This window comes from Anaerobranca gottschalkii DSM 13577 (assembly GCF_900111575.1).
Classification (GTDB): Bacteria; Bacillota; Proteinivoracia; order Proteinivoracales; family Proteinivoracaceae; genus Anaerobranca; species Anaerobranca gottschalkii.
This window is the reverse complement of sequence record NZ_FOIF01000024.1, coordinates 1-18198: the sequence shown is the minus strand read 5'-3', so window position 1 is coordinate 18198 and position 18198 is coordinate 1. Positions and strand designations below refer to the sequence as shown.

At 33.1% G+C, this 18198-nt stretch carries 19 protein-coding genes; 5 read left to right on the top strand and 14 right to left on the bottom strand.

Going from position 1 to position 18198, the window contains the following annotated elements:
* Window positions 1–78: 78 nt before the first annotated feature.
* The 5 genes from BMX60_RS07010 to BMX60_RS06990 are packed head-to-tail and all read right to left on the bottom strand — an operon-like array spanning window position 79 to window position 4422.
* A complete protein-coding gene (locus BMX60_RS07010) occupies window positions 79–1365 on the bottom strand; it encodes a PTS sugar transporter subunit IIC (protein WP_091350701.1) in 1287 nt (428 codons plus the stop codon).
* Window positions 1366–1379: 14 nt separating this feature from the next.
* Window positions 1380–1688, bottom strand: a complete 309-nt coding sequence (locus tag BMX60_RS07005; protein WP_091350699.1) for a PTS sugar transporter subunit IIB — start codon at window positions 1686–1688, stop codon at window positions 1380–1382.
* On the bottom strand, window positions 1651–2613 hold the full coding sequence (gene murQ / locus BMX60_RS07000; protein ID WP_091350698.1) for an N-acetylmuramic acid 6-phosphate etherase: 963 nt from the start codon (window positions 2611–2613) through the stop codon (window positions 1651–1653). The genes BMX60_RS07005 and murQ overlap by 38 nt, the downstream gene beginning before the upstream one ends.
* A 16-nt stretch (window positions 2614–2629) precedes the next feature.
* Complete coding sequence (locus tag BMX60_RS06995) at window positions 2630–3478, bottom strand: MurR/RpiR family transcriptional regulator (RefSeq protein WP_091350696.1); 849 nt, start codon at window positions 3476–3478, stop codon at window positions 2630–2632.
* Window positions 3479–3507: 29 nt separating this feature from the next.
* Entirely contained in the window at window positions 3508–4422 is a 915-nt protein-coding gene (locus tag BMX60_RS06990) for an N-acetylglucosamine kinase (protein ID WP_091350695.1), read from the bottom strand.
* Window positions 4423–4642: 220 nt separating this feature from the next.
* Here BMX60_RS06990 and nagB point away from each other — a divergent pair, with 220 nt between their 5' ends.
* Window positions 4643–5410, top strand: coding sequence for a glucosamine-6-phosphate deaminase (nagB, locus tag BMX60_RS06985; RefSeq protein WP_091350693.1), 768 nt, complete (start codon window positions 4643–4645; stop codon window positions 5408–5410).
* A 12-nt stretch (window positions 5411–5422) separates the two neighbouring features.
* On the top strand, window positions 5423–6553 hold the full coding sequence (gene nagA / locus BMX60_RS06980; protein WP_091350691.1) for an N-acetylglucosamine-6-phosphate deacetylase: 1131 nt from the start codon (window positions 5423–5425) through the stop codon (window positions 6551–6553).
* 5 nt (window positions 6554–6558) lie between these two features.
* On the opposite strand, the gene BMX60_RS06975 is transcribed toward nagA, so the two are convergent.
* From BMX60_RS06975 to BMX60_RS12050, 5 genes are all read right to left on the bottom strand, one after another.
* Window positions 6559–6885, bottom strand: coding sequence for an ArsR/SmtB family transcription factor (locus tag BMX60_RS06975; protein WP_091350690.1), 327 nt, complete (start codon window positions 6883–6885; stop codon window positions 6559–6561).
* Window positions 6886–7270: 385 nt separating this feature from the next.
* Window positions 7271–7879, bottom strand: coding sequence for a TetR/AcrR family transcriptional regulator (locus BMX60_RS06970; protein ID WP_091350688.1), 609 nt, complete (start codon window positions 7877–7879; stop codon window positions 7271–7273).
* Complete coding sequence (locus tag BMX60_RS06965; protein ID WP_091350687.1) at window positions 7880–10993, bottom strand: efflux RND transporter permease subunit; 3114 nt, start codon at window positions 10991–10993, stop codon at window positions 7880–7882.
* Between the two features lie 134 nt (window positions 10994–11127).
* A complete protein-coding gene (locus tag BMX60_RS06960; RefSeq protein WP_091350685.1) occupies window positions 11128–11892 on the bottom strand; it encodes a glucose 1-dehydrogenase in 765 nt (254 codons plus the stop codon).
* A gap of 104 nt (window positions 11893–11996) precedes the next feature.
* Window positions 11997–12167, bottom strand: coding sequence for a hypothetical protein (locus BMX60_RS12050; RefSeq protein ID WP_177159734.1), 171 nt, complete (start codon window positions 12165–12167; stop codon window positions 11997–11999).
* Window positions 12168–12310: 143 nt separating this feature from the next.
* On the opposite strand from BMX60_RS12050, the gene BMX60_RS06955 reads away from it, so the two are divergent.
* The 3 genes from BMX60_RS06955 to BMX60_RS12045 all read left to right on the top strand — a co-directional run bounded on the left by BMX60_RS06955 (window position 12311) and on the right by BMX60_RS12045 (window position 14626).
* Complete coding sequence (locus tag BMX60_RS06955; RefSeq protein ID WP_091350683.1) at window positions 12311–13357, top strand: HD-GYP domain-containing protein; 1047 nt, start codon at window positions 12311–12313, stop codon at window positions 13355–13357.
* Between the two features lie 54 nt (window positions 13358–13411).
* Complete coding sequence (gene hslO / locus BMX60_RS06950; protein ID WP_091350682.1) at window positions 13412–14281, top strand: Hsp33 family molecular chaperone HslO; 870 nt, start codon at window positions 13412–13414, stop codon at window positions 14279–14281.
* 171 nt (window positions 14282–14452) lie between these two features.
* Window positions 14453–14626, top strand: a complete 174-nt coding sequence (locus tag BMX60_RS12045) for a hypothetical protein (RefSeq protein ID WP_177159733.1) — start codon at window positions 14453–14455, stop codon at window positions 14624–14626.
* Window positions 14627–14667: 41 nt separating this feature from the next.
* On the opposite strand, the gene gatB is transcribed toward BMX60_RS12045, so the two are convergent.
* The 4 genes from gatB to BMX60_RS06930 form a co-directional block, all read right to left on the bottom strand.
* Entirely contained in the window at window positions 14668–16107 is a 1440-nt protein-coding gene (gene gatB / locus BMX60_RS06945; RefSeq protein ID WP_091350680.1) for an Asp-tRNA(Asn)/Glu-tRNA(Gln) amidotransferase subunit GatB, read from the bottom strand.
* On the bottom strand, window positions 16097–17536 hold the full coding sequence (gene gatA / locus BMX60_RS06940; protein WP_091350677.1) for an Asp-tRNA(Asn)/Glu-tRNA(Gln) amidotransferase subunit GatA: 1440 nt from the start codon (window positions 17534–17536) through the stop codon (window positions 16097–16099). The genes gatB and gatA overlap by 11 nt, the downstream gene beginning before the upstream one ends.
* An 11-nt stretch (window positions 17537–17547) precedes the next feature.
* A complete protein-coding gene (locus BMX60_RS06935; protein WP_177159732.1) occupies window positions 17548–17820 on the bottom strand; it encodes an Asp-tRNA(Asn)/Glu-tRNA(Gln) amidotransferase subunit GatC in 273 nt (90 codons plus the stop codon).
* 96 nt (window positions 17821–17916) lie between these two features.
* Window positions 17917–18162, bottom strand: coding sequence for a hypothetical protein (locus BMX60_RS06930; protein WP_207648380.1), 246 nt, complete (start codon window positions 18160–18162; stop codon window positions 17917–17919).
* Window positions 18163–18198 lie beyond the last annotated feature (36 nt).

The window sequence follows — 18198 nt, the reverse complement described above, 5'->3', positions numbered from 1 at the left end:
TTGTTAAATAACTATCCTTAAAAACAGGATCTTTCCCAGCTTTTTAAAGATAGCACCGAGTTTACTCGGTGCTATCTTTTATGCAGTTTGACTTTTAGAAACTATAGTTTCCTCTTCTGTATTAACCTTTTCCTCTTTTAACATTTTTTTCTCATAAGCTTTAAAGAATGGATAATATATTGCCATCATAATTGCTATATTAATAAACACCATAACTACTGCCTTCCAATCTCCGCCTGTTGCTAAATAAGCACCAATAGGAGCAGGTAGTGTCCAAGGTGGAATAACACTAGGTCTGGCAATTAAGTTAAAATACATTGCAAAATAGGTTAAAGTTCCGGTAATTAGAGGTCCAACAATAAAGGGGATAGCTAAAATTGGATTTAACATTATTGGCACACCGAAAATTACTGGTTCGTTAATGTTACAAATCCCAGGTAACAAAGAAGCTCTTCCTATATTTTTAAGATATTTAGACTTTGAGAAAATCATCCAAAATACTAAACCTATTGTAGCACCAGAACCTCCTATCCATACAAACCATTGGAAGAAAGGCTCTGGAGCAATCGCCGGTAATGCTTCACCAGCTGCCGCTGCCTCAACATTTGCATCTAATAAAGCTAACCAAATCGGTCTAGCTATTGCACCAACTACAGATACGCCATGAATTCCCGCTGCCCATAATAAAGTGATTAATAATATTGGCACTAAAACACCTGGCAGCGTATTCCCAGCTGTAACTAATGGTTTAAATAAATCCATAATAAAAGCTTGAATATTAAAATCCAAAAGATGTCTAATAATCCAAATTGAAACAATTACAATTGCTGCTGGAATCAGTGCTTCAAATGATCTGGCTACTGAATCTGGTACACCTTCAGGCATTTTTATCATTAAATTTTTCTCTTTTGTTAACCTTAAAATTTCTACTGCAAATATTGACATAATTATAGCTACAAACATGCCTGCCCCACCTAAATTAGCTATCGGTAATACCCAACCATGTCCATCAACAGCCACTGGTAGAGAGGTCAGTATAAAAGCAGTCATCGCTAGCACTCCACCAGAAACACCGTCAATTTTATAGGATTTAGCTAAACTATAACCGATTCCGTAAGAAGCATAGAGGGCCATTAAACCCATCGTCAATCTAAATGGATACAATATTTTACCTATATGAGGTGCTACCATATCTGCCAAAGCAGGTATTGGTGGAAATGCAAAAATCAAAAAGAAACTACCAATAATTATTAAAGGTATAGTTGAGATAATACCGTCTCTTATTGCCCGTAAATGTCTTTGTTCAGAAAGTTTCGTCATAGGTGGCATCAAGACTTTCTCCAAAAATGTGAAAAAAGCATTCATTAAGTAACTCCCCCTTACATTTTTTTTAATTTCTTAATTTCCTCTAGAACTATTTTTCCTCCCAATGGACTATACCCTTGTGGTGAAATTACAGCTATAGGTAAGTTTAATTCTTTAGCTACACCTTCAAATACTGGCATTCTATGTCTAACTTGTGGTGCAACTAGTAAAACATCCCAACCATTTTTTGCTTCATCTTCAAACTCTCCAGTTCCTACTGCTTTAACAACCATTTCAATACCTTGAGCTTTAGCTTCCTTTTCTATGGCTTTTACAACTATAGCACTAGACATACCACCTGAACATACCATTAATACTCTCATTTTTTCCCCCCTTTCTCTTATTTTTATAAATAAACAATGCTTTATGAATAAATCCTTCTGATTCTTCTAGTAATTCTTCAGCAATATCCTTGTTACAACCAGTTTTAACCATAATTATAGCTAATTTAATATTAAAGTTGACAGATTCTAAAATTTCCTCAGCTTTCTTGTAATCAATTCCTGTTGATTCCATCACTATTTTTTTTGCCCTTTCCTTTAACTTTAAGTTACTTGGTTGTACATCTACCATTAAATTACCATAGACTTTACCTAGTAAAATCATTGTAGTTGTCGAAATCATATTCAAAACCATTTTTTGAGCAGTTCCTGCTTTTAATCTTGTAGAACCAGATACAACCTCAGGTCCAACTATTACTTCTATTCCATCATCAGCTAATCTGCTCAAAAGAGAATTTTGGGTACAACTTATACCTACTGTATAACAACCTAAACTTTTAGCATATTCTATTGCTCCTAATACATAAGGTGTTCTACCACTGGCAGCTAAACCTATAACAACATCTTTTGGATTTAAATTTATTTCTTCTAATTGTTTTACTGCTTCTTCCTTACAGTCTTCTACACCTTCAATAGCTTGAGTTAGAGCCTTTTCTCCTCCTGCTATTATTCCCATAACCAGTTCGGGAGGAGTGCCAAATGTCGGTGGACATTCAGCTGCATCTAGTATTGCAATTCTTCCACTAGTTCCTGCTCCCACATAAATTATTCTCCCATTTTTTTTAATCATTGTAACTATTTTATCAATAACTTTAGCTATTTTAGGCAATTGCTCTTCTACAGCATAAGCAACTTTTTTATCTTCACTATTTATCAACTCTAGAACTTCGAGGGTTGATTTTTTATCTATATCCTTTGTATTTTCATTTACTTGTTCTGTTAACAAATTACTAATTTCTTGTAGCAATAACTCCACCCCCTTTTTATCTTTTTTTGTATTCTAATAGTTCCCTTGTTTTATTTAAATGTCCTATTACTTCATCATATCTTTTACATGCTAAGCCAATATATATACAATCTATAATATTTAACTGAGCAATGCGAGATGCCATAGCTGCACTTCTAAAATTGTTTTCTACTGAAGCTGTAAACAGCTTAACATCAGCAACTTCTAAAATGGGAGAGTCACCATATTGTGTAATAACAATCGTGTCAGCACCTTGCTCTTTAGCAATTGCCAAAACTTCAATAATTTCCTTTGTTCTCCCCGAATTTGAAATTCCAATCACTACATCACCCTTTTTAATATGAACTGCAGATGTTAGCTGTATATGGGAATCAAAATACATAAATGTAGGAATATTGATCCTCATAAATTTATATTGCAGATCTAACCCAACCACAGAAGAAGCACCGACACCATATATATATACCTTTTCAGCTTTATGAATCAATTCTATTGCCTCTTCCATTTGTTGATGATCTAAAACTTTCAACGTATCTTGAATAGCTATATAATTTCCCAAAGAAATTTTATGAATTATATTTTCAATCGAATCATTCCTTTCAATATATTCATATCTTATTTGTTGTTCTTCTAAGGGCTTTGCTATTTCAGTAGATAAAGCTATTTTTAGTTCTTGATAACCCTTTAACTCTAAAGTTCTACAAAACCTGACTATTGTAGCCTCACTAACTCCACTTTGATCTGCCAATTTTGTTATAGGCATATTTAAAACTTCTTGGGAATTTTCTAATATAAATTTACCTAACTTTTGTTCTGACGGACTAAAGGTTTCTAACCCTTGCCTAATTTTAACCAAAACACTCACTAAGTTTCACCTCTTCCATCAAAATCTGTTTACATTTTTATTGCCAACAAAGCTGCACCTAAGGCTGGACTATATTGTGGAAATACTACTTGAATTCCTTCATGCTTTTCTTTAACTAAATTAGTAAACGCTTCTCTAACAATATCAACTTTTAACAAAATACTTCCATTAACAACAACTTTTCCAAAGAATTTACCATCAAAACCCCTTTGAATTACACTGAAAACCAAATTTGATAATTCCTTCCCAGCATCAATTAAAATTTTATTAGCTACACTATCTCCCATTTCAGCCGCCTTCACAACAGTCTGTGATAAAGATGCGATAAATTTTTTATTATTTGAATCATTATATATTATAGGGATCAACTCTCTAAAATCTGTAATTCCTAGGTCCTCTTGAAATATTTTTGTTAATAACGTTTGGTCACCTCTATCCTCCAAATTTTTTATTGCTGCTATTATCCCTTTTCGACCTATATCATATCCACTACCTTCATCTCCTAGAATATGTCCCCAACCACCGGCTCTAAACTCTTTACCTTGCTGGTTAATTCCAAAAGCTATTGAACCAGTTCCACTGATTACTGTTATTCCTGTTAACTTACCAGTTCCACTAAACAAAGAAATTTTCGCATCACTATTTACTATATATTTACATGATAAGTGCAATTCTTCTAGCTTACTTAAAATTAACTCTTTATCTCTTGAATTACCTACACCTGCTAAACCTAAACTTATTATTACTAAATCTTCTATTTTTAAATTTGTCATGCTAGCAATTTGTAATATCAACTGTCTAATATTTTTGATAAATTTCTCTAAGCCGATAATGTAATAATTACAAGATTCCCCAACAGTTACACCTAATACTTTTCCTTTTAAATCTACTGCATAAGCTTCAGTTTTTGAGCCTCCACCATCTATTCCTAAAACCCATTTCATAATATTCCCCCATTTCTGTCTATATAAAGAATAACATTAATGAAAAAATATTTCAATACATAAATTAATTTTTGAAAAATATTTTTATAAGTGTTTTGTTAAACTTTCTTTAATTTTCTCTTTTATTCTAACGAATAGATATATAAATCAAAATTGACGTTTTCTCTCCTATATGTTACTATCCAAGTAAAATCAAGTATAGATAATGGAGGTGTTTACTATGAAAATCATTTATGCCAATGATTATCAAACAATGAGCAGAAAAGCTGCTAATATTTTATCTGCTCAAGTTATCTTAAATCCTAAAAGTGTTTTAGGTCTAGCTACAGGTTCCACCCCCCTTGGGATTTATCAACAGCTGATAGAATGGTACAAAAAAGGAGATATCGATTTTTCTCAAGTAAAAACTGTCAACTTAGATGAATATTGTGGCCTTTCCCGGGAAAATGAACAAAGTTATTATTACTACATGTATCACAATTTTTTTAAATATATAAATATCCAATTAAAAAATGTCCATATCCCTAATGGATTAGAAAAAGATGTAGAAAAAGAGTGTAAAAGATATAATAACATTATAAAAAGTTTAGGAGGGATCGATCTACAGCTATTAGGATTAGGGCATAATGGCCACATTGGTTTTAATGAACCTAATGAGGCTTTTGAAAAAGAAACCCATTGTGTCAAGTTAGCAGAAGAAACAATAAAAGCTAACTCCCGTTTTTTCTCATCCTTAGAAGAAGTGCCTACCCATGCTTATACAATGGGTATTAAAAGTATAATGCAAGCTAAAAAAATCCTACTAATTGCCAGTGGTGAGGAAAAAAGTGAGATCCTCTATCAAGCCCTTTTTGGCCCTATATCCCCACAAGTCCCAGCTTCAATTTTACAACTTCACAATGACTTGATTGTTGTAGCCGATGAACCAGCTTTATCCGTTATTGCAGAGAAATATCCCCATTACATAGAACAATACCCCATAAAATAAGGTGGTGAAAAAATGGGTTTAGTAATTAAAAATGCCCAAGTATTAAATGAAAATTTTACATTTGAAAAGTCAGATCTAGAAATTGAAGGTGAATACATTAGTAATATAGAAAAAAATATCCATTCACAAGTATCAATAGATGCCCAAGGCTTATATTTAATCCCTGGTCTAATAGATATCCATATCCACGGTTGTTCTGGTTGTGATTTTTGTGACGGAGAAATTACCTCCCTAAAAACCATCTCCCATTACCTCGCCAGTAATGGAATAACTTCTTTCTTAGGCACCTCTATGACATTACCAGAAGAGAAATTAGAAAACATTTTCAAAGTAGCTTATTCTTATATGGGAGAAAAAACAGAAGGAGCATATATCCATGGGATTTATATGGAAGGTCCATTTTTCTCTAAAAATAAAAAAGGTGCCCAAGCTGAAGAGCACCTAAAAAATCCAGATATTCAATTATTCAATAGGTTGTACAAAGCTAGTGGAGAAAACATCAAAATCTGTGCCTTAGCACCAGAACTAGAAAACAGCGAAGAGTTTATTAAAGGGGTAAAAAATAAAGCGGTCCTTTCTTTAGCCCATACCGATGCCGACTATCAAAGGGCATTAGATAGTATAAACTTAGGAGTAAAAAATATCACCCATCTTTATAATGCTATGTCTCCCTTTAACCATCGTTCCCCTGGAGTTATAGGGGCAGCATTTGATAGTGATGTCACAGTGGAACTAATCTGTGATGGAATCCATGTCCATCCAGCAGTAATTAGAACAACATTCAAAACCGTTGGTAATGATAGAGTTATTTTAGTAAGTGATAGTATGGCGGCCTGTGGAATGAAAGATGGTTACTACAAATTGGGTGGACAAAATATTATAGTTAAAAATGGAAAGGCAACATTAGAAAATGGCACAATAGCAGGTTCCACTACTAATTTAATGGAATGTGTAAAAAACTGTTACATGTTTGGTATTCCTTTAGAACAAGCTATCAAATCTGCTTCTTTTAACCCAGCAAAATTAATCGGAGTTGCTGACAAAACCGGTAGTATTAAAGTAGGGAAATATGCCGATTTAGTCCTAATAGATAAAAACTTAAATGTTAAAGGAGTATTTGTTAAAGGACAAAAATTCCTATAATCAAACTAGGATATACAAGTTATTGTATGTCCTTTTAATTTTTCTAAATCAGCTTGTATTTGGGGATTTTTCTGCAGTTCAACTTTTAAATATTGAATTAGCAGCTGATTTTCCTTTAAAAAATTTTCATCAATCCTATGGAATACCCATTGAGCCTTTTTTGTTTGTGCAATTATCCCACAAGATTTTAATTTATTTAAGTGTCTAGATGCATTGGATTGGCTTATTTCTAGAATTTTTTCTATATCACAAACACACAACTCACGGTAGAGTAAAAGATTTACTATCCTCAACCTATTTTCATCACTTAATCCTTTAAAAATCTCAACCATCTCAAATTCCCCTTCATATGTCTGTTTAATCATATATTAACTAAAAGGGGAAATTAAGTCAATAAATAAAAACTCACCTACTAGGCAAGTGGAGATTTACCTAGTAGGTGAGAAAAGGGAGTTTTACTGTAGTAATGTTTTCCGACCGGCTGTTATACCTTAAACATTACTCACTATGTGGTTGATGTTATTTATTATAACCTCATCTTTTTTATTTGTCAACATTTTTAACAAAAAAAATGATTTTTGAGCCAATTTTTATTAAAAATAGCTTTTTAAATCTCCGAATAGTAATCATAACTGTTTACTGTTTTAAGAATTTAATTATATCTGTATCAATTTTTTATATTAAAGTAATAAAGAAAGAGGCACGATCCCTCTTTCTTTAGAAATTATTATTAAGGATTGTTAAAAAAGCAGAATAGGCTTTTTCTTTAACTTCTTCATCGGTTAAATGATTAAACTCTGGAAAATTTTGTTTGTGAATAAACATATAAGTCATTGAATTTACCACTGCCATATACCAATCAAATTTCTCCGGTTTTACCTTAACTATGCCTTCTTTTATGCTTTTATCCACTAACTTTTCCACAGCTTTAAAATAAGTCAAGCGTATTTCTTCAAATTTCTCTAGCATTATACTTTTTACAGTTTGGTGGATGGCAAAGTTATATTCATTCATAGTCATATAATCTAACATCCTTTTATTTTTATCCATACAATCTGCTAAATTATCTAGTAGGATGAAAAAAGTTTCTTTAAAACTTCTATCCTCTGACACTATCTTTTCAAAGGCTTCAATTCCTTTTTTAAACATAAAGATTAGAGATTCTGCTATTAACTGTTCTTTACTATCAAAGTATTCGTATACGGTACTTTTTCCCATATTAGCCTTTGCTGCAATATCTGCTACTTTTATACTCCCTAAGTGATGACTTTCAGCGATTAAACTTAAGGTAGCTCCATATAGTAGTTCTTTTTTCTCTTGTGACATTTAAGCCACATCCTTTTTATATTCTTTTCTATTAAAAATATCGTATAGTACTGGTATAAAAATTAAGGTTAATAATGTTGCATAAATCAACCCGCCAATAGCAGTTATCGCCATAGGCTGAATCATTTCTGTTCCAGTACCCATACCAACAGACATAGTAGATAAAGCTATTATAGTCGTTAAAGCTGTCATTATTATCGGTCTTAAACGGACATTACCAGCGGTAATAATGGCATCCCTCTTTGTTAGACCTCTTCTCCTTAAAATGTTTATATAGTCGATAAAAACTATACCATTATTAACTACTACCCCCGATAAAATTATTAGACCGATAAAGGCTACAATACTCACAGGATTTCCTGTAACTCTTAGAGCAAAAAATCCTCCAGTAAAGGCTAATGGAATAGTAAACATAACGATAAAAGGTGATAGTAAAGATTGGAATTGAGCTACCATAATTAAGTAAATCAAAGCTACAGCCAAGGCTAACATAAAGAATAAATCTCTAAATGCATTATCAATTGCTTCTTGTTCGCCCCCAACTTTAATTCTATAACCTTCTGGCAATTGGTAATCTGACAATTTCCTACTAATTTCCCTGTTTACTAAACCAATATTATACCCTTCTTCAAGTTCAGCCGTTACTGTCAATAACCTTTGGCTATTTTCCCTTCTAATTGAACCATAGCCCCAACCATCTTCAATTTTCGCAATATCTTTTAATGGCACTTCTCCATTAGGACCTTTTATAACTAAATTTTCCAGCTCTTCCCTTGTTATCCCTTTGGTAGCTTTTTCATCTTTAACTCTAATGCCATAATCAATATTTCCTATAGTAATAGTTGTATCTACACCGGGACTGCGAAGTAAATTATTAATCTCCATAAAAACTTGTGCGACAGTTAAACCATAAGCAATACTCTTCTCTTTATCTACAACCACCCTTATTTCCGGTTCTGTTCTATCAATGCCATCAAATACTTCTGTTGTTCCTTCTACACTTTCTACGATTTGGGCTATATCTTTAGCAATATTTTCAAGGATATGAAAATCTCTACCCATGACAGAAATGGCTATACCTCTACCTCCTGTCATGGCACTCATATCTGAACCACTATCCCTAACACTGATTTCAGCGGGAATATCTTTAACCTTTTCCCGAATTTCCCTAATAATTTCTGGAGTTTTATTAATGTTTTCTTCATCTACTAATACATATATTAAAGCATTATCCCCCGATCTTCTACCCCCCATAAAACCGAAGCCCATCCTACCGCCTATAGTTCCTCCCACATGAGCAACATAGGGAATATCTTTAACTATTTCCATAACTTCATCGGCGATATTCACAGTATCTTTAAAGGAACTTCCTTCCGGCATGGTTATATCAACCATTATCTGACCTGTATCGGTTGCTGGGAAAAACTCCGTTCCTAAACTAAAGGCACTAACTATACTAGTAACAAAAAGGACTGTAACCAAAATTATTACTAGCCATTTTTTCCTTAAGGAAAATTCTAGAATATTAGTATATATTCCTTTAACTTTATCCAAAACCTTATTTTCCCTATTTACCTCTTTAACTATTATATTCGAAGCCATCATCGGTACAAGGGTTAACGCAATGATTAAACTAGCAAAGAGGGAATAAGCAATTGTTAATCCCATATCAGTAAAGAGCTGCCTTGTTATCCCTTGGGTAAAGAGAATTGGTGCAAATACAGATACCGTAGTTAAAGTTGAAGCCATTATCGCTCCAGAAACCTCTACAGCTCCTTCCACCGCTGCCTCTTTAGGGCTTTTTCCTTCACTCCTCATCCTATAGATGTTTTCAATCACAACTATGGAATTATCTACTAACATTCCTACCCCTAAAGCTAAACCACCCATTGAAATAATGTTTAGTGTTACATTACTAAAATACATCATCACTAGTGCTGTAACTAAACTTACCGGGATGGCAAATCCTACTACTATAGTTGGTCTGATATCCCGTAAAAATAACAAGAGAATTGCAACAGCTAAAATACCACCAAAGATTAGGTTATTAGATATAGAACTGACAACCATATCTACATAGATCCCTTGATCCATCAATGGAACTATATCTAAACCTTGATATCGATTTGCTAAAACTGCAATTCTTTCCCTTACCCTATTAGCTACATCCGCTGTTGAGTATTCCGATTGCTTTTGAATATTTAATATAACAGCATTATTGCCATTAAGTTTGGTGTACATCGTATCAGAATTATCTGTTACTATAATCTCTGCAACATCTTGTAACGTTATTGGTTCTAAGTTAGGGAAAGGTAAAGTTATTATCGGCAAATTTTTCAGTTCATCTATATCTTTGATGGCATCTCCTGTTCTTACTAAATAACTAACACCATCTTCAGTGATATAACCTGCTGGCATTGAAAAATTTTGACCTTTTAAAATACCAGAGACCATTTCTCTATTGATAGAAATATTAGGTGCTGGCATATGGGGAACAGTCATTCTAAAGAAATTAGCTAAATTTTGATTGACTTCCTCTATTTTTTCATCCCTAAGGATAATATGGATACCACTTTCCACTAAACCTGATGCCGATACAGAGGCTACCCCTTCAATACTTTCAAATTCATGGATTATATTATCTGAAACAAATTGGGAAGATTCCCCAATTTCCATTCCTTCCATAGCCACTGATAACACCATTATAGGCATCATATCAGGGTTTAGTTTTAACATTATGGGATTTCCTACACCATCAGGCATATAAGCCATGATCATATCTAAACTTTCCCGCATCTCTACAAAAGCTGAATCCATATTGGCACTAGCGGTGAACTCTAAAATAACTAAAGACATGTTCTCTCTAGAAATAGAGGAGATATTCTTGAGGTTATTTAATGAAGCCATAGCTTGTTCTATGGGCCTTGTCACTACTGTTTCTACTTCCTCAGGACTAGCTCCTATATAAGTTGTAGAAATTACCGCATAGGGTAAATTCAAGCTTGGCAACAAGTCAGTAGTCATATTCATTAAAGATACAACCCCTAATAGGGCAACTATTATTACTCCTACAACTACTGTGTATGGTTTTTTCACACTATAATTAGATAACATTTTTTCACTCCTTCTACACAAATATTACCGACCGAACGGTCGGTCGGTAATTCTAATTGTATATTATTCCATATCCCTAGTCAATTATACAATTATAAATTTATTATAAACATTTTAGGAAATACAATTTTTCTTTATATATAAATCATCTTTTTGGTCATACCACCATCAATGATTATATTTTCTCCTGTGATAAATCCAGCTCTCTCTGAAGTTAAGTACAGACAAGTAGAAACTATATCTTCTATCTTTCCCACCCGACCTACAGGATGTTGTCGATGATCTCCTTCAGTTAATTCAGATTCAGCTCCAGTATGAATCCAGCCAGGGCTGATAGAATTAACCCTAATATTGTATTTTCCTAAACTAATAGCTAGACTATGGGTTAAAGCAATAATTCCACCTTTAGATGCAGAGTATGGCTCAGTATTTTCCTCTGACATAAAGGCCCTAGTAGAAGCAATATTTATAATTACTCCTCCCTTTCCCTTTGCCATGAGTTTTGAACAATATTTAGCAGCATAATAGGGACCACTTAAATTTACTGCAATAACCCTTTCCCAATCTCTATCATCCCTCTCCCATAGAGGAGAATTATGGCCTACAGCGGCATTGTTGACTAAAATATCTAGTTTACCCCACATTTTTTCTACCTTTTCTACCATTTCTATTATTGAATCAGGATTTCCCATATCTGTATAAATAAAATGTGCTATGTAACCATTAGAATTTAAAATGTCTTCTAATTCTTTTCCCTTAACTTTATCAATCTCAGCTATAACCACTTTGGCCCCTTGACTAGCAAAGGCTTCACATAAGCCCCTACCTATTCCATTTCCCCCTCCTGTTACAATTACCACTTTATCTAAATATTCCTTTATTCCATTATAACTGACCATGTTTTCTCTCCTTTCAAATTATTACCACTTTTTTTATTGATAATTATATCATAAAGGAAAATACTCGACATATTTCCTGGAAAATAATGTCGAGTATTTTAAATTTATACTTCTTCAATTTTAATTAACCCTTGTTGATGGAGGGCCATTATTACATCTTTAACATCTTGTTTACTTTCTTCTGGCAAATTTTGTACAAACTGATCAATTTCCTTCTGATTAACTAGTTTTGTCACCCTCATTCCACCAACTTCAAATGTTCTTTTCTCTTCCACATTATCACCTCCTCTATCTTAATTTCCCTTTTTTAAATCTTTATTATTACTAAAGTATTAAAAAAACTATTCCCAAAAGAAGGAAAAAAATCTATTAAAGTCGAAATTTATAAAAAAATAAACTTTAAAAAAAGGTGATTACGATGTGGGTAAAAATTAGTGATTTAACACCGGGTACAAAGGTAGGTAAAGATATTTTAACAAAACACGGTAGCATTTTATTGACGCAAGGAACAGTTTTAACTGAATACTTAATCAATCGCCTTAAAGAAATGGGAATAACTGAAGTTTTTGTCGAAACTGAGTTTCTTCAAAAAAGTGAACCACCAAATGAAAGGGAAGATGTCATAACCTTTAACGATAAGTACCAACAGTGCCTTATTCTAACAAGCCAACTCCTAGACTCCATAGAAGAGGGAAAAAAATTTTCTTTAGAATTACTTAGGGAAATAGCCTGTATTGTTTTAGAAATACTCCGTAATACAACTAACCTCTGGGGCAGAATATTAAATCAGAGAACGGAAACTACATATCTAAACAAACATTCTTTAAATGTTGGTATATTAAGTGGTGCTATGGGTAAATGGCTTGAACTTAAAGATGGGGAAATCAGAAGGTTAATTTATTCCGGTATACTCCATGATATTGGCAAACTTAAAATTTCGAAAAGCATCTTAGATAAACCTTCAAAATTAACTGAAGAAGAATTTAAAGAAATACAAAAACACCCGGTCTTTGGTTTTCAAATGCTAGCAACCCGACCGGAAATAAGTAAAGATATAACTTTAGGGGTCTTATCCCACCATGAGCGGGTTGACGGTTCTGGATATCCCCATGGTTTAAAGGGAGATAGTATTCACCTATTTGGCAAAATTATTGCTGTCGCCGATGTCTTTGATGCTATGAGTTCAAATAAAACCTATCGAGAAAAACACTCCCCCTTCATCATTGCAGAGGAAATTTCAAAAAGTAGTTTTGGCACATTAGATCCTAAGGTATCTAGAATTTTCTTAGATAATATCACGAGATTTTATGTCGGTAATAAAGTTTTGTTAAGTGATGGCAGAACTGGAGATATTATTTACATTAATCCCAGTGATACCCATAGACCGGTAATAAAAATTAACGATAATACCTTTTTAGATCTACGAAAAGAAAAGGTTAGAATTGTCGATATCGTCTCCTTGTGAGTCTATGAATACTTTGATATAATACTTTTAGTATTAGATTAGGAGGCTATATCTATGAAAGATTACTTAGTACACAGTACAGCTGCCAATGGCCATATCCGTTGTTTAGCTGCTGTAACAACCAATCTAGTAAATGAAGCTAGAAATAGGCATGAATTATACCCTGTAGCTTCTGCAGCTTTAGGACGATTGATGACAGGAGCTTTACTAATGGCTTCTGCTGAGTTTAAAGGTGAAGAAAAAATTAATTTAAAACTAGATGGAGATGGTCCACTAGGGGTAGTCTTCGCTGATGCTAAAGTAGGGGAAGTTAGAGGGTATGTTCACAATCCCCATGTTCAATTACCACCTAACAGCCTAGGGAAAATAGATGTGTCCAAGGGTGTAGGTAAAGGAAACATTTATGTTATAAAAGACCTTAAATTAAAGGAGCCATATTCCTCTAGTTTACCGATAGTATCTGGTGAAATAGCGGAAGATCTAACATACTATTACGCTAAATCAGAACAAAAACCTTCTTCCTTTGGATTAGGAGTTTTAGTGGATACCGATGGTTCAATTATTGTTGCAGGAGGTTTTTTAATTAGTGTTATGCCAGGAGCTACCGAAGAAGAGCTTCAAATTATTGAAGGTAAATTATCATTATTAAAAGGGGTAACTGATTTAATTTTAGATCTTAAAACTCCAGAAGAAATCATCAATTGGTTAGTGGGCGACTTAAACCCCCAAATTTTAGATAAGCAACAACTAACCTATAAATGTAACTGTAGTAAAGAAAAATACATTTCAAGTTTAATCAGTTTAGGCAAAGAAGAATTAGAAGAATTATCTAGAGAAGAACAAATTCAACTAGTTTGCAGTTTTTGTAATGAAAAATACCAATTTACCTCTGAAGAATTAAGGAAAATTGTTGAAGAATTATAAACAGGAGGCAGTTTTGCCCCCTGTTTTTATATTTTTATTAATTTATTACAGATCTCCCCTACACCTTAATGTTAAATAATTATTAAAATTAAAAATATTATATTGCTTTATTAAATAAAGTTTGTTAAAATTTAAGGAAAGGTAGCAAATTAATATGAAGGGAATGGTTTTATGGAAAAGGGTACCCCTTATTTTATTACTGGACTTTTCCTAACGGCAATAGGTTTAATAATTACCTTTTTGCATCCCCATAGTGTTTTTTTCCCAAAAATATATTATTTAATTCCTGCTGCCGCATTTATTCTAGGTATCATAGCTATAATCGTTGACTATCATAAAAAATAATTGTCTAATTTTATAGTTTAATAGCAAAAACCCTCCAATTATTATAATACTGGAGGGTTTAAATTATTTAATTCACTTAATAACAATTCCTCTACCTTCTGCGGATTAAAACTTTTGTTTTCCTTCATAATTTGGCCCATAAAATAACCTACAACTTTCTTTTTCCCCTCTAAATAATCTACGATTCCTTGAGGATTTTCTTCTATTACCTTTTTAATAACTTCCAAAACCTCTTCATCAGCGGGAGAATTTTTTAAATTTAGAAGCTTTAATATTTCCTTTAGTTCTTTCCCTTCTTCCAAGTAAGTGAATAAAATTTTTCTTTTAATTGAGTTAGAGTATTGTAAGCTGTTAAGAACTTCTATAGTACTAGCAAAATTTTGGGGATCTAAATTTAAATCCTCTAATTTTTTTCCCTGTTCCTTTAGATATCTGGTTAAATCCCCTTTAAAAATATTGACAATTTCTTTAGCTCCATTGAAATATTTTACCGTTTCATCGAATAATTTTAACAAATCCTTATCTTTAATCAAAAATTCTACATCCTCTGCTGCCAATCCTAATTTTTTTAACTCCCTTTCTTTTTCTACTGGAGTTTTTGATAACCTATCCTTTATTTTTTGAATATATTCCTCGGTTAATACTATGTGGGGAAGGTCATATTCGGGAAAATACATATAATTGGAAGGATTTTCTTTTTCCCTTAAAGTAACTAAAGTATTTTTTTCTTCATCCCATTTCAAAGTTTCCCTTTTTATCTCTTTTTTCAACGTTAAGTTTCTAATTTGCCTATTTAATTCTTCATTTATCCCCTTTACCACATTAGTAAAGGAATTTAAATTCTTTATTTCCCTTTTAACACCAAGGGTACCTTCCGTTGCTAAAGAAATATTAACATCTATTCGCATATTCCCTTCTTCTAACTTGCAATGGGAAATTTCACCGTGTAGTAGATAAAGCCTTAAAGTTTCTAAAAAATCCTTCACTTCTTCAGCATTATTAAAGTCTGGAGCTGTTACTATTTCTAATAATGGTACTCCAGAACGGTTAAAATCTAATAAAACCCCTTCCCTTTGATAAAGGGCTTTTCCTGTATCTTCTTCAATATGGATCCGTTCTATCTTAATTCTTTTATCTTTACCTCCAGTTTTAAAATCTAAAAACCCATTGATAGCTATTGGTTGATAGTATTGGGTAATTTGATAACCTTTAACCAAATCGGGATAAAAGTAATTTTTTCTGTCAAAGCCACTTCTTTTCTGAATTTTGCAGTTTAGTAAAAGCCCTGCCTTTACCGCTAACTCCACTACCTGTTCATTTAACACCGGTAAAGCACCGGGCAATCCTAAACAAACAGGACAGGTGTTGGTATTGGGATGGGAACCAAATTTATTAAGGCATCCACAAAATCCTTTAGTCTTTGTGGCTAGCTCTACATGGATTTCTAATCCTATTGCCGGCTTATAATTATTATAATCCATATATGTCCACTCCTTCTATAAAAGGTGGCTTAAGGAGATGATAATTAGTATGGAGCTGATAATTGTGACCTACAGTAAATAAAAGATCCTCTCTGAAACTATTACTGATTATTTGAAGTCCAATAGGCAAATTCCTTTGATCAAAACCACAGGGGAGGGATAAAGCAGGTATTCCTGCTAAATTTACCGGTATTGTCAGTAAATCGTTGTATGCCATTATATGGGGTTCAAGTTTAGCTCCTAAGTCAAAGGCAGTGTTAATTGTAGTAGGTGAAAGGATTGCATCACATTTTTCAAAGGCTTTTTGAAAGTCTCTTTTAATCTGCTGCTGAACAGCTTTAGCTTTTAAATAATATCTTTCATAATTTTCCCCTTTTAAAAAATAGGTTCCCAACATAATCCTTCGTTTAACTTCAAATCCCAGACCCTTTGTTCTGTTATAGGTTATATCCCCTTTATTAAATCCATATCTTATTCCATCAAGTCTAGCTAAGTTACTTGCAGCTTCTCCGTAGGCTAATATACTGTAAACATCTATGCCATAACTTAGATGGGGTAAGTTTATTTCTACAATTTCTCCTCCTAAATCCTCTAGTAATTTAACACTATCCCAAAAGGCTTTTAAAACATCGGGCTGAGTTTCTTTAGGTATAAATTGGGGAGCAATACCTAATTTAATCCCTTTAATTCCCCTCGCTAGAGCTTTTTCATAATCTCCATCTACCTCTACCGTCATAGGATCTTTAGGGTCTTTCCCTTTTATTTCCCCTAATACTAGGGCACAATCCTCTACAGTTTTCGTCAATGGACCTACTACATCTAAAGAAGAAGCTAAAGGGAAAACACCATATCTCGATACTAGACCATAAGTTGGTTTCAAACCGACTACGCCACAAAAAGAAGCCGGTTGACGAATGGAACCACCTGTATCTGTTCCTAAAGAAAAAACACCGAAACCGGCAGCTACTGAAGCGGCGGAGCCACCACTAGACCCTCCGGGAACTTTTGTTAAATCCCAAGGATTTTTAGTCTTTTTATAAGCTGAAGTTTCAGTAGATGTTCCCATAGCAAACTCATCTAAATTAACTTTCCCCAACAAAGGACAACCTTTGAGTTTTTGATAAACTGTAGCACTATATGGGGGAATATAATCTTGTAAAAATAGGGAGGCCCCTGTAGTTTTAATTCCCTTTGTAGAGATATTGTCCTTTAAATTCATAGGGATGCCTTCTAATAAATTGATTTTTTTCCCATCCATGATCTTTTTTTCAACTTCTTCAGCGATTTTAATGCTCTGCTCTATTGTAACTTGTAAAAAACTATCAATTTTAGTATCTAATCCTTCTATTCTAGATAAAAAAGTTTTAGTTAACTCTACTGGTGAAATTTCTTTATTATTAAGGATTTTGTTAATTTTTTTTATAAACATCTTCCACCATCCTAACTGTTAGTTACCCTAAAGTAATCTCCATCCCTATTATTAGTGTTTTGAAAAACTTCTTCTAAAGTTAAAGGTGTTTCTTCTATATCCTTTCTTAAATTATTATTTTGGTTGTTTTCCTTTTCCGATTTCTCTAAATCTAACCTTTCTAATTTTTCTACTTCTCTTAAAATATTATTTATCTTTTCTTGTATTTGAACCAACTCTTCATCACTAAAATAAAATTTACAAGCCTTTGCTAATTCCTTTGTTTCACTTAATGATATCGGCAAATAGTCCACCTCCTACAGAAAAATTATATCATATTTTAGTGTTAACTAAATAGATGTACAAATAAAAAAAGCGCCATTCGGCGCACTTAAATTCATTTATATTTTATAGTGCTCTCCATGAACTCCTATATAATCTTTGGGATACATTTCTGCTCCACAACTCTCACAGCTAAATCTAGGTGGTATTGATGTATCTCCATCATCCATCATATCAAAGTATTCCACTACTTCCTTGGGAACTTTTTCTACAATCTTGCACCCCAAACAAACATACTCTATAAAATTCTTTAAGTTCACTTTTTGTGGACTCTTTTTCTTGTTACCTTTTTTCTTCTTACTCATCAGTTCATCCCCTTTGTTCTAATTTTAGACACACTA